General features: G+C 67.4%; 13 protein-coding genes, 1 tRNA gene and 1 pseudogene. 11 read left to right on the top strand and 4 right to left on the bottom strand.

The features are described from left to right. Window position 1: 1 nt before the first annotated feature. Both recN and rapZ read left to right on the top strand, forming a co-directional pair. Window positions 2-1,684 carry a DNA repair protein RecN gene (gene recN / locus BMY35_RS36010; RefSeq protein ID WP_093209709.1) on the top strand — a complete coding sequence of 561 codons (1,683 nt, stop codon included), beginning with the start codon at window positions 2-4 and terminating at the stop codon, window positions 1,682-1,684. After that, window positions 1,681-2,559: an RNase adapter RapZ gene (rapZ, locus tag BMY35_RS36005; RefSeq protein ID WP_093209708.1), complete on the top strand. Its 879-nt coding sequence runs from the start codon at window positions 1,681-1,683 to the stop codon at window positions 2,557-2,559. The genes recN and rapZ overlap by 4 nt, the downstream gene beginning before the upstream one ends. Window positions 2,560-2,578: 19 nt before the next feature. On the opposite strand, the gene mutY is transcribed toward rapZ, so the two are convergent. The 3 genes from mutY to mutM all read right to left on the bottom strand — a co-directional run bounded on the left by mutY (window position 2,579) and on the right by mutM (window position 6,527). Next, on the bottom strand, window positions 2,579-3,613 hold the full coding sequence (mutY, locus tag BMY35_RS36000) for an A/G-specific adenine glycosylase (RefSeq protein WP_093209706.1): 1,035 nt from the start codon (window positions 3,611-3,613) through the stop codon (window positions 2,579-2,581). A gap of 37 nt (window positions 3,614-3,650) precedes the next feature. After that, on the bottom strand, window positions 3,651-5,612 hold the full coding sequence (locus tag BMY35_RS35995; RefSeq protein WP_093209705.1) for a dynamin family protein: 1,962 nt from the start codon (window positions 5,610-5,612) through the stop codon (window positions 3,651-3,653). A 102-nt stretch (window positions 5,613-5,714) separates the two neighbouring features. Then, window positions 5,715-6,527 carry a bifunctional DNA-formamidopyrimidine glycosylase/DNA-(apurinic or apyrimidinic site) lyase gene (gene mutM / locus BMY35_RS35990; protein WP_093209762.1) on the bottom strand — a complete coding sequence of 271 codons (813 nt, stop codon included), beginning with the start codon at window positions 6,525-6,527 and terminating at the stop codon, window positions 5,715-5,717. An 82-nt stretch (window positions 6,528-6,609) separates the two neighbouring features. Here mutM and BMY35_RS35985 point away from each other — a divergent pair, with 82 nt between their 5' ends. The 8 genes from BMY35_RS35985 to BMY35_RS35950 all read left to right on the top strand — a co-directional run bounded on the left by BMY35_RS35985 (window position 6,610) and on the right by BMY35_RS35950 (window position 13,175). Further along, a complete protein-coding gene (locus BMY35_RS35985; RefSeq protein WP_093209703.1) occupies window positions 6,610-8,469 on the top strand; it encodes a tetratricopeptide repeat protein in 1,860 nt (619 codons plus the stop codon). Between the two features lies 1 nt (window position 8,470). Further along, on the top strand, window positions 8,471-9,007 hold the full coding sequence (locus tag BMY35_RS35980) for a lipoprotein insertase outer membrane protein LolB (protein WP_093209702.1): 537 nt from the start codon (window positions 8,471-8,473) through the stop codon (window positions 9,005-9,007). After that, the gene (gene ispE, locus BMY35_RS35975; protein WP_093209700.1) at window positions 9,004-9,885 is read left to right on the top strand and encodes a 4-(cytidine 5'-diphospho)-2-C-methyl-D-erythritol kinase; all 882 of its coding nucleotides are present in this window, start codon (window positions 9,004-9,006) and stop codon (window positions 9,883-9,885) included. Before BMY35_RS35980 ends, ispE begins: the two co-directional genes overlap by 4 nt. Before the next feature lie 70 nt (window positions 9,886-9,955). Beyond that, window positions 9,956-10,032 (top strand) — tRNA-Gln (locus tag BMY35_RS35970). Window positions 10,033-10,170: 138 nt separating this feature from the next. Continuing rightward, window positions 10,171-11,145 (top strand): ribose-phosphate pyrophosphokinase, encoded by a 975-nt coding sequence (locus BMY35_RS35965; RefSeq protein ID WP_081269883.1) that lies wholly within the window; start codon window positions 10,171-10,173, stop codon window positions 11,143-11,145. 86 nt (window positions 11,146-11,231) lie between these two features. Further along, entirely contained in the window at window positions 11,232-11,909 is a 678-nt protein-coding gene (locus BMY35_RS35960) for a 50S ribosomal protein L25/general stress protein Ctc (RefSeq protein ID WP_093209698.1), read from the top strand. Between the two features lie 83 nt (window positions 11,910-11,992). Next, window positions 11,993-12,628: an aminoacyl-tRNA hydrolase gene (gene pth / locus BMY35_RS35955; RefSeq protein WP_093209697.1), complete on the top strand. Its 636-nt coding sequence runs from the start codon at window positions 11,993-11,995 to the stop codon at window positions 12,626-12,628. Between the two features lie 40 nt (window positions 12,629-12,668). Further along, complete coding sequence (locus tag BMY35_RS35950; protein ID WP_093209761.1) at window positions 12,669-13,175, top strand: hypothetical protein; 507 nt, start codon at window positions 12,669-12,671, stop codon at window positions 13,173-13,175. Here BMY35_RS35950 and BMY35_RS35945 read toward each other — a convergent pair. After that, the gene (locus BMY35_RS35945) at window positions 13,172-13,462 is read right to left on the bottom strand and encodes a YfhL family 4Fe-4S dicluster ferredoxin (RefSeq protein WP_093209695.1); all 291 of its coding nucleotides are present in this window, start codon (window positions 13,460-13,462) and stop codon (window positions 13,172-13,174) included. The genes BMY35_RS35950 and BMY35_RS35945 overlap by 4 nt on opposite strands. A gap of 104 nt (window positions 13,463-13,566) precedes the next feature. Here BMY35_RS35945 and BMY35_RS35940 point away from each other — a divergent pair. Then, a pseudogene (locus BMY35_RS35940) lies at window positions 13,567-13,808 on the top strand (ABC transporter permease); the annotation flags it as partial.

Here is a 13,808-nt window from a genome sequence, read left to right as displayed (position 1 = left end):
AATGGCGCTGCGACGCATCGCACTGCGCGACTTCGTGATCGTGCGATCACTCGAACTCGACCTGTCCGGCGGCTTCACGGTCTTGACCGGCGAAACCGGCGCGGGCAAATCCATCCTGATCGACGCGCTGCAGCTGGCGCTGGGCAATCGCGCCGATGCCGGCGCGGTGCGCGAAGGCGCCGAGCGGCTCGACGTGAGCGCCGAGTTCGATGCCGATCCGACCCTCGGCAGCTGGCTCGACGAAGGCGGCTTTGAAGCCGGTGACGCGCTGCTGCTGCGCCGCACCGTCGACCTGCAGGGCCGCAGCCGCGGCTGGATCAACGGCAGCCCCGCCACCGCCACGCAGCTGCGCGAACTCGGCGACCGCCTGCTCGACATTCACGGCCAGCACGCCTGGCAGAGCCTGACGCGGCCCGAGGCGGTGCGCGGCCTGCTCGATGCCTACGCCGGCGTGCGCACCGACGCGCTCGACGCCGCATGGCAAGCCTGGCGGCAGGCGCTTTCCGCGCTCGAGCACGCGCGCTCGGCGCAAGACTCGCTGCAGCGCGAACGCGAGCGGCTGCAATGGCAGATCTCCGAAGTCGCCAAGCTCGCGCCGGGTGCCGACGAGTGGGAGGAGCTCTCCACCAACCACTCGCGCATCTCGAACGCGCAGGCGCTGATCGACGCGGCCCAGGGCGCCAGCCAGGCGCTCGAAGACGACGACAACGGCGCCCTCTCCGCGCTTCAGCGCGCGGCCACGCTGCTGCAGAACTGCGAGCACATCGAGCCCGAGTTCCGCGCACTGGGCGAGGTGCTCGCCTCCTGCGTGGCGCAGGCCTCCGACGCGGCGCACACGCTGCACGGCTACCTTCGCGATGCCGACACCGACCCGCAAAGCCTCGCCGAACTCGACGAGCGCATGGGCCTGTGGATGTCGCTCGCGCGCCGCTACAAGCGCCCGCCAGCCGAGCTGCCGGCACTGCTGGCCGGCTGGCAGGCCGAGCTGCAGGCGCTCGACGCACAGAGCGATCTCGAAGGCCTGGAACGCGCCGAGCAGGCCGCGCAGCAGGCCTACATGAAGGAAGCCAAGGCGCTGGGCAAGGCCCGCAAGCAAGCCGCGCCGCGCCTCGGCCAGGCCGTCACCGACGCGATGCAGGGCCTGGGCATGCAGGGCGGGCGCTTCGAAGTCGAACTTCAGCCGCTGGCACAGCCCAGCCGCGCAGGCCTCGAGGACGTCGCCTTTCTCGTGGCCGGGCACACCGGCAGCACGCCCCGGGCCATCGGCAAGGTGGCTTCGGGCGGCGAACTGTCGCGCATCGCACTGGCCATCGCCGTCACTACCAGCCAGCTCGGAGCAGCGCAGACGCTGATCTTCGACGAGGTCGACTCCGGCGTTGGCGGGGCGGTCGCGGAGACCGTCGGCCGCCTGATGAAGCAGCTCGGCCGCGACCGCCAGGTGCTCGCCGTGACCCACCTGCCCCAGGTGGCCGCCTGTGCCGACCACCACCTCGTGGTGGCCAAGCGCCAGACAGCCGCAACCGGCAGCGACGGCCCGCGCACCGAGAGCGGCGTGTCGCGCCTCGACGACGACAGCCGCGCCAGGGAAATCGCTCGCATGCTTGGCGGCGAGAAGGTCTCGCAGACCTCGCTCGCCCACGCGCGCGAAATGCTCGGCCACAAGACTTCGGCAGCCCTGCAATGACCCTCGATCTCGTGCTCATCACGGGCATGTCGGGTTCCGGCAAGTCGGTGGCCTTGCATGCGCTGGAAGACGCGGGCTACTACTGCGTCGACAACCTGCCGCCCGAGCTGCTGACCTCGTTCATCGCGCTGCAGCACGAGCAGCAGGCCACGCGGGTCGCCATTGCCATGGACGTGCGCAGCGGCGTCTCGCTGCCCATCGTTCCGCAGCAGCTCGAGGCGCTGCGCCGTGACGGCGGGATCTCGCTGCGCTCGCTGTTCCTAGACGCGACCACCGACGCCTTGCTGCGCCGCTACTCCGAAACCCGCCGCCGCCATCCGCTCTCGCGCCAGGAAGGCCGCACCGACGCGCCCGAGCAGCACCGCGTGCTGACCCAGGCCATCGAGCTCGAGCGCGAGCTGCTGGCCGACCTGCGCGACGGCGCCGACGTGATCGACACCAGCCTGATCCGCCCGGCGCAGCTGCAGAGCTACATCAAGTCGCTGATCTCGGCGCCGCAGAGCGCGCTGACGCTGGTGTTCGAGTCCTTCGCCTTCAAGCGCGGCGTGCCGCTGGACGCCGACTACGTGTTCGACGTGCGCATGCTGCCCAACCCGCACTACGTGCCCGCGCTGCGCCCGCTCACGGGCCGCGACGAGCCGGTGATCGAATGGCTGCGCGAGCACGACGACGTGGCGCGCATGTACGACGACATCGAGCAGTTCCTGACGCACTGGCTCGACGCGCTGGCGCGCGACCATCGCAGCTACGTGACGGTGGCCATCGGGTGCACGGGCGGACAGCACCGCTCGGTGTTCCTGGTCGAGCAACTGGCGCGCTCGTTCGGCGCCCGCTGGGGTGCGCTCAAGCGCCACCGCGAACTCGACGCGATTTGATCGACTGGGCGCGAGCTGGCTAGGCCTCGCCGCCCTCCAGCAGCTTGCGCATCGGCGCCGGCAGACCCAGCCGGCTCCATTCTTCCGCTCCGACCCAGCGCGCGCCCTCGCCCTGCGGCTGGCCGCCGTCGACCTGTATCGGATGCAGGTGCAGGTCCTTGTGGGTCAGCACGTGCACGAAGGCCGGCAGCTCATGAACGCCGCGCCGCGCGGCCGAGGGCAGCGCCGCAAGAAGCTCCTCGCGGCTGTCGAACACCGGCAGGCAGTAGAGCCCGGCCCAGATGCCCTTCGACGGCCGCTTCTCCAGCCACACGCGGCCTTGTGCGTCGCGCGCCAGCAGCACCCAGAGCGACTGCGCACTGCGCTTGAGCTTGCGCGTCTTGACCGGGTAGCGCTCCGGCGCGCCTTCACGCAGGGCCGCGCAGCTCTTCTGCACCGGGCAGATCATGCAGCTCGGCTTGCGCGGCAGGCACACCGTGGCGCCCATGTCCATCACGCCCTGTGTGTAGGACGCGATGGCCTCCTTTTCCTTCGCGGGCGGAAGCAGTTGCGTCGCCAGGTCCCACAGCGCGCGCTCCTGCGCCGCGGAAGACATGTCGCCAGCGAAGCCGAGCACGCGCGTCAGCACACGCTTCACGTTGCCGTCGAGGATCGCCACGCGCTCGCCGAAGCAAAAGGCTGCGATGGCAGCCGAGGTCGATCGACCGATGCCCGGCAGGGTGACGAGTTCAGCCGCGGTACGCGGAAACTCGCCGCCGAATCGCGCGACAACTTCCTGCGCGCAGCGATGCATGTTGCGCGCCCGGCTGTAGTAGCCCAGCCCGCTCCAGAGCCCGAACACCTCGTCCTCGGTGCCGGCGGCCAGTGCCTTCACGTCGGGAAAGCGTTCGAGAAAGCGCGCGAAGTAGCCCAGCACGGTCGACACCTGCGTCTGCTGCAGCATCACTTCCGACAGCCACACGCGATACGGGTCGCGCGTGTTCTGCCACGGCAGCTGGCTGCGCCCGTGGCTGCGCTGCCAGCTCACGATCCGAGCTGCGAAATCCGGGGGCAATGACAGGGTTGCAGTCGCCGCCTTGGAGGCGGAATCTTCAGGCCGCACGCAGTTCGCCGATGGTGGCCGCGGGCTGCGGCCTTCCGTGCTGCGCGATCAGCGAAGTGAACTCGCGCAGCTGCACATGAAGCTCGGAGAGATTGCTTTCCTGCGCGGCGAGCTCGACCAGTCGCTCGTCGAGGTTGCCCGCCGCGCTCTGGATGCGCTCGATCGCCTCGATGCGCTTGCTGAAGTTGCGACGGCGTTCCTTGAGTTGCGCATCGATCTGCGCGCTCGCGCCCTTGCTCCAGCGCTCGACCTCGGTCATGGCGGCCTCGTTGACCAGCCGCAGCCGGCTGGCGAGCGCGCGGACCAGCTTGTCGCAGAAGTCGGCCTGCGCGAGCTTCAGCAGGTTGCCCACGCCCAGGTAGTGGATGTGACTGCGTTCGATCTGCGCCAGCTCCTGCTCGAAGCCCGTGAGGTCGGGCTCGGCCGGCGCCTGCAAAGTGAAGCCCTGCTCGGCGTTGAGCTGGCGGAAGGTGGCATGCAGCATCGACTGGATCTCTGCCGTGGTCGCCTGCACCTCGCGCAGGTTGTTGCGCAGCGAGTCGAATGTCTCGGCGTACACCTTGCGCACGTTGAACTTGACGCCGGGGCGCTTGAGCGCGGCCGAAAGCTTCACCATGTCGGCTTTCAGCGCGGTGCGGCCGAGCACGGCATACACCTCGCGCAGCAGCTTGCCCTGCACCGAGCGCAGCGCCAGGATGCGCGTGTTGCTGCCCTCGAACTCGGCATGCTCCTGGTCGATGCGCGCGCGCATGTGGCGGATCACCGAGACGTTCTTGCCGCGCAGCCCCTGCAGCTCGAGCGCCTGCTCGGCCAGGTCGCGCTGGCGCACTTTCAGAATGCGCTCGGCCTCGGCGCGCAGCGCGGTCATGCCCGCATCCACCGCGAGCCGCAGCATGGTCTCGCGCTTGCCGAGCACGCCTTCGGCGAGCAGCGATTCGAGCGCCGGCAGGCGGCTGGCCTGCAGCAGCTGGCCGTCGTGCTGGATCTTGGCCTGCAGGCCCTTCTGCGCGGACACGGGCAGCACCTGCGCCAGCGGCACTTCGAGCAGGCGGGCCGCGCCTTCGCGCTGGCGCTCGATCTGCTGCTCGATCTGCGCGGGCGTGCTGAGCGTGTCCCACATGGTGTCGATCTTGTTGAGCACCACGAAGCGCGTGTCGTTGCCTTCGTCCTCGGTGATCAGGTGCTCGCGCCAGATGGAGAGGTCGGAGCGCGTCACGCCGGTTTCGGCGCCCAGGATGAAGACCACCGCGTGCGCCTGCGGGATCAGGCTCACGGTGAGTTCGGGTTCGGCGCCGATCGCGTTCAGACCCGGCGTGTCGAGGATCACCAGCCCCTGCTCCAGCAGCGGGTGCGGCATGTTCAGCACCGCGTGGCGCCAGCGCGGAATTTCCACGCGGCCTTCGGCGTCCTGCACCGGGTTGTCGTCGGGCGTGTCGTCGTTCCAGAAGCCCAGCGTGCGGGCCTCGTCCTTGCTCACCCAGCGCACCTCGGCCACCTTGCCCATCGCCTGCGCCAACTGCTCGGCGTTGCCGACGTCGATGGCGATCTCGGTCCAGCGCGTGGGCTTGTCGCGCCAATGGGCCAGCGAATGAGGCTCCAGCCGGGTCTCGATGGGCAGCAGCCGCAGCTTGGGCGCATGCGCGGCGTCGTAGCCCAGCTCGGTCGGGCACATCGTGGTGCGGCCGGCGCTCGCGGGCATGATGCGCCGCCCGTAGCCGGCGAAGAAGATGGCGTTGATCAGCTCCGACTTGCCACGCGAGAACTCGGCCACGAAGGCGACCATGACCTTGCTGGTGCGGATCTGCGTCTCGAGCCCGCGCAGGCGCTCAGCCACTGCCTGGTCGAGCAGCTCGTTCTCGGTCAGCCAGCGGGACAGCCACTGCAGCCGGTGGGCGAAATTGCTTCGCCACGCACCGTGCTGATCGAGTTGTTGGTTGAAAGAGCGGCTCAAGGGGAATATGTAAGAAACAATTTACAAATATACATCGGCGGGCGTGCCGCCACCGTTTCTAGATTGTTTCTATTTTGCTGTTTCCATCTTGCGAGCCTGCGCCTACTTCTGGCAGTTGGGGCAGTAATAGGTGGAGCGCTGCCCCTGGCGCAGCAGCCGGATCGGCGTTGCGCAAACCCGACAGGGCTCGCCGGCCCGGCCGTAGACAGTCGCTTCGAGCTGGAAATAGCCATTCTGTCCGTCCACATTGGAGAAATCGCGCAGCGTGCTGCCGCCCTTCTCCACCGCCCGCGCCAGGATCTCGCGCACCGCCGCATGAAGCTTGGCGGCTCGTGGACGGCTGATGCGCGCCGCCGACAGCGTCGGCCGGATACCCGCCTGGAACAACGCTTCCGACGCGTAGATGTTGCCCACGCCCACCACCACGTCGCCCGCCAGCAGCACCTGCTTGACGGCGGTCTTGCGCTTCCGGAGGCCGGCATGGAAGGCGTCGAGGTCGAAACCCTCGTCCAGCGGCTCCATGCCAAGGCCGCCCAGCAGCTTTATCGCCCAAGGCGCGGACTCGTCTTCCACGTAAACAACTGCACCGAAGCGGCGCGGGTCGTTGAGCCTGAGGGTGCCGCGGTTGGTAACAAGATCGAAGTGATCGTGCGGGCCAGGCGGCGGCAGCGTTGCATCGAAGCGCAGGCTGCCCGACATGCCCAGGTGCAGCAGAAGGATGCCGCGGTCGAGATCGATCAGCAGGTACTTGCCGCGCCGGCGCACCTCGCGCACCTGCCGTCCGACCAGCGCCTCGGGCAGCACCATCAGTGCCCAGCGCAGGGGCTTGCCGATGCGCACCGCTTCGATGCGCCCGCCTGCGATGCGGTCGGCAAACCCACGGCGGGTGACTTCGACTTCGGGTAGCTCGGGCATGAAAAAGTAAATCTTCGGCAAACGCCAGCGGCAACGAAGCCCCACGCGATGCTCGTACAAAAGGCTGGATTATTATGGTCAGATGAATCTTTCGCCCCGCCGACACCGCCTTGCGGCGGCCGCGTCTCTCGCCTTGCTGGCCTGCGCCGTCCAGGCGCAATCCCCCGATCCCGCAGCCCCCACCAGCCCCGCTCCCGTCATTGAACGGCCGGCTCCGTCGAAGCCCGTGGTCAGGCCTCGACCGGCTCCGGCCAAGGCGGCCGCCGAACCCGCGCCGCTGCAGTCAGCGCTGACGGCCGACCTGTTCTACGAGATCCTGATGGGCGAGATGACGGCCCGTTCGGGCGATCCCGGCTCCGGCTATGCGTTGGTGCTCGACGCCGCACGGCGGCTGCGCGACGGCAAGCTGTTCCAGCGCGCGGTCGAGATCGCGCTTCAGTCGCGCTCCGGCGACGCGGCGCTTGCCGCGGCACGGGCCTGGCAGGAAACCCTGCCGAATTCGCGCGACGCGCGACGCATCGAGCTGCAGATCCTGATCGCGCTGAACCGCATCAGCGAAACCGTCGAGCCGCTGCGCGCCGAGGTGGCGGCCACCTCACAGATCGAGCGTCCGCTGCTGATGGCCGTGATCGCGCGCAACTACTCGCGCGCATCCGACAAGAAGCTGGCCGCCTCGGTGGTCGAACAGGCGCTGGTCGACGAGCTGAAGAGCCCCACCACCGGCGGGCTGGCCTGGGCCACCGTCGGCAGGCTGCGTCTCAACGCGGGCGATGCTTCCGGTGCGCTGGAAGCCGCGCGCAAGGGCCAGGAGATCGACCCGGCCTCCGACGCACCCGCCGCTCTGGCACTCGAGATGATCGACCCCGGCCAGCCGCTGGCCGAACCGATCGTCACGCGCTTCCTGAACAACAACCCGAAGGCCTCGCCCGACCTGCGGGTCGCCTATGCGCGCGTGCTGGTCGAGAACCGCCGCTACAGCGACGCCTCCGCGCAGCTCCAGGCGCTGACCACTTCGCGCCCCGAGCTCGCGGAACCGTGGCTGCTGCTGGGCAGCCTGCAGATGCAGGCCCGGCAGGACGCCGCGGCCGAGGCTTCGATCAAGCGCTTCATCGAGCTGTCGGCCGGTTCGAAGAGCGGCAACAGCAAGGATGCCGACGATGCGGCCGACCGCAAGCGCGGCGTGTCGCAGGCGTACTTCGCGCTGTCGCAACTGGCCGAGCGGCGCAAGGACTATGCGGCGGCCGAACGCTGGCTCTCGCGCGTCGACGGCGCCGACGAGGTGGTGGCCGCGCAGACCCGCCGCGCGACCCTGCTGGCGCGCCAGGGCAAGCTGCCCCAGGCCCGCGAGATCATCCGCGGCCTGCCCGAGCGCACGGCCGACGACAAGAAGCAGAAGTTCCTTGCCGAAGTGCAACTGCTGCGCGACGCGAAGCAGTACCAGGCGGCCTACGACATGCTCGCTCAGGCCTCGGCAGCGTCGCCGGACGATGGCGACCTGGTGTACGACCAGGCCATGATCGCCGAGAAGCTCAATCGCCTCGACGACATGGAGCGCCTGCTGCGCCGCCTCATCGAGCTCAAGCCCGACAACCAGAACGCATACAACGCGCTGGGCTACTCGCTGGCCGATCGCAAGATCCGGCTCGAGGAGGCACGCACGCTGATCCAGAAGGCGGTGCAGCTGGCGCCGGAAGATCCGTTCATCGCCGACAGCCTGGGCTGGGTCGAGTTCCGGCTCGGCAACACGGCCGAGGCCATCCGCATCCTCGAGGCGGCCTACAAGACCCGGCCCGATCCCGAGATCGGCGCGCACTTCGGCGAAGTCCTGTGGACCTCCGGCCAGAAGGACCGCGCGGTCACGATCTGGAAGGAAGCCCTGCTGAGCGACGCCGAGAACGAAACGCTGCAGGAAACACTGAAGCGCCTGCGAGTGAAGCCCTGACATGGCGCAGGCAGGAGCACTCGCGCCGATGCAGGCCGGCCGCCATGGCCGTCGCGCATTTCTGGCGGCGGGCGGTGCGGCGGCACTGCTGGCCGCCGGATGCGCACAGCTGTCCGGCGGCTCTGCCGTGCCGAAGCCCTCGGAGAGCTGGAGCGGCCGCATGTCGCTGCGCATCGAGAGCGAGCCGGTCCAGACCTTCGCCGCGCTGTTCGAACTGCGCGGGTCTGCCGAGGCCGGCGACCTCACGCTCACGACGCCCATCGGCAGCACCCTCGCCCAGTTGCACTGGGCGCCGGGCGAGGCTCTCTTGAAGGACGGCAGCAAGACCCGGCGCTTCGACTCCGTCGACGAGCTGATCGAGGCGGCCACCGGCGCGGCCATTCCGGTCGGCGCCCTGTTCGGCTGGCTGGCCGGCCGCAACGAGCCCGTGCCCGGCTGGAAGCCCGATCTTGCGCAACTCGGCTCCGGGCGGCTGAATGCCGTGCGCGAATCGCCGAGCCCGCGGGCCGACCTGCGCATCGTGTTCGAGCGGTCATGAAGGCGATCTACGACCTTCCCGCGCCGGCCAAGCTCAATCTCTTCCTTCACATCACCGGCCGGCGCGACGACGGCTACCACCTGTTGCAGTCGGTCTTCATGCTGATCGACTGGTGCGACACGCTGCACGTCGAACTGCGGCGCGACGGCCAGCTGAGCCGCGAAGACCTGACGACTGAACTGCCCGCGGACGACCTGATCCTGCGCGCCGCACGCGCCCTGCAGCCATTCGCGGCGCCCGGGCAGGGCGCGCACATCGGCGTCGCCAAGCATGTGCCGGCACAGGCGGGCATGGGCGGAGGCTCGTCGGATGCCGCCACCTGCCTGCTTGCGCTGAACCGCCTTTGGGGGCTGAACCTGCCGCTGTCGCGGCTGGCCCACATCGGCCTGAAGCTGGGCGCCGACGTGCCCTTCTTCCTCGGTGGCCGCAATGCGTGGGTCGAAGGCATCGGGGAGCAAATCACACCGGTTACACTCCCACCCGCGCGTTTCGCGGTGGTCAAACCACCCGAGGGACTCGATACCCGATTAATTTTTTCGGCTTCAGATCTCCAACGCGCTACGCCTGTTGCTATAATCTCAGGCTTTGCTGCAGACAGCGAATCGTCTGAAGCGACAAACTTGGAAAACCAGGTTTTCGACTTCGGTCACAACGACCTGCAGCCGGTTGCCCAGCGACTTTGCCCCGCGGTCACCGAAGCCATCGAATGGCTCGGCACCCAGGGATTGAAGGCCCGGATGACCGGCTCCGGAAGCTCGGTGTTCGCGAAGCTGCCGCAATCGCCGCAGGAAGCGGAACTGCTCGAAGCCCCCGAAGGCTGGCAGGTTCGCCGATGCAGCAACTTGGAAGTCCATCCGCTCTTGGGATGGGCAACCTGAAGAAGATCGGATCGTTCATTCGGTTCGATGCGACATATATCGGTTGGTGGTGAAAACCATCGACCCGTGTAGGGGAGTCGCCAAGCTGGTTAAGGCACTGGATTTTGATTCCAGCATGCAAAGGTTCGAATCCTTTCTCCCCTGCCAAATCTTCACGACTGCGGCCCGATGGCCGCAGTCTTCATTTGCAGCCCACCCGCTGCAATAATCGGCGGCTCACCGGCCGCCACGCATACGAACCTTTTGGCGGCTTCCTAAGCCCACTTGCACTGCCGGGACGCGCTCATGCAGGCTAATCACCCTGATTTCATGGTTTTCACCGGCAACGCCAATCCGGGCCTTGCCGCAGAAATCGCGCACAACCTCGGCACTTCGCTGGGCGCTGCCCGCGTCGGTCGCTTCTCCGACGGAGAAGTCACCGTCGAGATCAACCAGAACGTCCGAGCGCGCGACGTGTTCGTCGTTCAGTCGACCTGCGCGCCGACCAACGAAAACCTGATGGAACTGCTGATCATGGTCGACGCGCTCAAGCGCGCATCGGCCGAACGCATCAGCGCCGTGATCCCCTACTTCGGCTACGCCCGCCAGGACCGCCGTCCGCGCTCCAGCCGCGTGCCGATCTCGGCCAAGGTCGTGGCCAACCTGCTGGAAACCGTCGGCGTCGAGCGCGTGCTCACGATGGACCTGCACGCCGACCAGATCCAGGGCTTCTTCGACATTCCCGTCGACAACATCTACGCCTCGCCGGTGCTGCTCGGCGACCTGCGCGCCAAGAACTACGAAGACCTGATCGTGGTCTCGCCCGACGTCGGCGGCGTGGTTCGTGCCCGCGCGCTGGCCAAGCAGCTGAACTGCGACCTCGCCATCATCGACAAGCGCCGCCCGAAGGCCAATGTCAGCGAAGTCATGAACGTGATCGGCGAGATCGACGGCCGCAACTGCGTGATCATGGACGACATGATCGACACCGCCGGCACGCTGGTCAAAGCAGCCGAAGTGCTGAAGGAACGCGGCGCCAAGAGCGTGTACGCCTACTGCACGCACCCGATCTTCTCGGGCCCGGCCATCGAGCGCATCACGCAGGGCTCGGCCCTCGACGAAGTGGTCGTGACCAACACCATTCCCCTTTCCGACGGCGCCAACGCCTGCGGAAAGATCCGCCAGCTCTCCGTGGCGCCGCTGATCGCCGAAACGATCCAGCGCATTGCCAAGGGCGAGTCGGTGATGAGTTTGTTCTCGGATCAGGACAACCTGTTCTGACCGGGGCATGAAGCGGGCCTCCTTTGCTGGAGGCCTTTTTGAACCGGAGTCGCACTGGTCGCGGTGGACTCTCACAGGAGCTAGTTATGAAATTCGTCGCTTTTGAGCGCGCAAAGCAGGGCACGGGTGCGAGCCGCCGTCTCCGCATCTCGGGCAAGACCCCCGGCATCGTCTACGGTGGCGACACCCAGCCGCAACTGATCGAGATCGATCACAACGCGCTGTGGCACGCCCTGAAGAAGGAAGCCTTCCACTCGAGCGTTCTCGAGATGGAACTGGGCGGCAACGTCAGCAAGGTTCTGCTGCGCGACGTGCAATACCACCCCTTCCGCCAGCTGGTTCAGCACATCGACTTCCAGCGCGTGGACGCCAAGACCCGCATGACCCTGAAGGTGCCCGTGCACTTCAAGGGCGAGGAAGAGTCCGAAGCCGTCAAGCTCGACCACAACCTGGTCAACCACGTCACGACCGAACTGGAAGTGAACTGCCTGCCGACCGACCTGCCCGAGTTCATCGAAGTCGACCTGTCGGGTCTGAAGAAGAACGGCACCGTCACGCTGAAGGACATCAAGCTGCCCCGCGGCGTGAAGTGGGTCAGCCACGGCAAGGCAAACCCGGTGCTGGCTTCGGCCGTGACGCCGGCTGCTGAAGAAGAAGCTCCCGCCGAAGGCGCAGCTGCTGCCGACGCAGCCGCCGCTCCGGCCGGCAAGGGTGGCAAGGCCGCGGCCAAGACGCCCGCTGCCAAGGCACCTGCCAAGAAGTAATCCGCTTCTTCGCATTCGTTGCTTCTCGAAGGCCCGCCTCGTGCGGGCCTTCTGCTTTTCCGGCGACCGGATAATCCACGACCATGATCAAGCTGTTTGTCGGCCTCGGAAACCCGGGCCCCGAGTACGAAGCCACGCGGCACAACGCCGGCTTCTGGTGGATCGACGCCCTCGCGCGCGAATGGAAGCTCAATCTCGTGCCCGAGCGCAGCTACCACGGCCTCGCCGCGCGCACGAGCATCGGCGGCCAGAGCATCTGGCTGCTGGAGCCGCAGACCTTCATGAACCTGTCGGGCAAGTCGGTGGCCGCCTTGGCGCGCTTCTTCAAGATCGCGCCCGAGGAAATCCTCGTGGTGCACGACGAACTCGACGTGGTCCCGGGCCAGGTCAAGCTCAAGTTCGGCGGCAGCCATGCCGGCCACAACGGGCTGCGCGACATCCACGCCCAGCTGGGCACCGGCGACTACTGGCGGCTGCGCCTCGGCATTGGGCACCCCGGCGTGAAGTCGGAGGTCGTCAACTGGGTGCTCAAGAAGCCGCTCAAGGAACAACGCGAAGCGATCGAGGACGCCATCACCCGCACCCTGCACGCGATCCCCGCGCTGGTGGCGGGCGAGATGGAGAAGGCGACCCTGGTCATTCACACGAGCAAACCGCCCCGGCCCAAGCCGCCGCGGAGGGAGCCCGGCGAAGGGGGCACAACGCCTGCCGCCACCTAGCCGGCCATTGAAGTGCAGGGAGGGAGAGAAATAAAAAATGATGAGCGAAAAGAAGAAAGAGAAAGAGGAAAGCAGGAAGACGGCTTCGAAGGCCGCAGCTGCTATGTTTTCAATAGCACTCGGCATTTGCTCCGCGGGCGCCTACGCCCAGGGAGCGAGCACCTGGCGATGCGGCAACGTCTATTCCGACCGCCCCTGCGAGGGCGGCAGCACGGTGAAGGTGGACGATCGCCGCAGCAACGAAGACCGCCGCGCCGCCGATGCAGGCACCCGCAACGCGCAAACCCAGGCCGACCGCATGGAGCGCAACCGCCTGTCGCTGGAAAAGGCTGCCCATGACCGCGACCAGCGGGCCGCGCGGGAAGCGAGAAGCGCCGCGCTCGCGGAAAAGCGCCTCGCCATCGCCGAGCAGAAAGAGCGGGACCGCGCACGCAAGGAGGCCGGCGAGCCGCGCAAGTCGAGCATGAGTTTCACCAGCGGCCAGAGCGCGAAGGCAGCCGGCGACGCGCCGGAGCGCAAGAAAAAGAAGCGGAAGTCGGCCGACTAGGCGCCGGACGAAGCAGATGCCGCCGCAGCGGCAGTCACCTTGATCGCCGTGAGACGCTGGTACTTCTGCATCAGCGTCTCGCGGCTTTCCACGTGCTCGGGGTTCACGGGAATGCAGGCCACCGGGCAGATCTGCACGCACTGCGGCTCATCGAAATGGCCTACGCACTCGGTGCATTTGTGCGGATCGATCTCGTAGAACGCCTCGCCCATGTAGATCGCATCGTTCGGGCACTCGGGCTCGCAGACATCGCAGTTGATGCATTCGTCGGTGATCATGAGGGCCATACCCCCGATTATCGCGGCTCCCAACGGACGAGCCGTCGGTGAATGACAAAGGCCACATTCGGGGCACACTTGTTGCAGGAGTCAGTTATGCTGCGCCCCGCCCCATGAGTCTGTTTCTAGTCAAGCGCTTCGCCACGCTGATCGGCACCCTGATCGGCGCCTCGGTCATCGTCTTCCTCGTGCTGGAGATCCTGCCCGGCAACGCCGCGCAGATGCTCATGGGCCCCGACGCCTCGCCCGAGGCCGTGGCCGCCCTGGCCACCAAGCTCGGCCTCGACCAGCCCGCCTGGACGCGCTACTGGCACTGGATCGGCGGCCTGCTCACCGGCAACCTCGGCGACAGCTA

Source organism: Variovorax sp. YR750 (assembly GCF_900109805.1).
Lineage (GTDB): Bacteria > Pseudomonadota > Gammaproteobacteria > Burkholderiales > Burkholderiaceae_C > Variovorax > Variovorax gossypii.
This window is presented reverse-complemented; position numbering and strand designations above follow the sequence as displayed.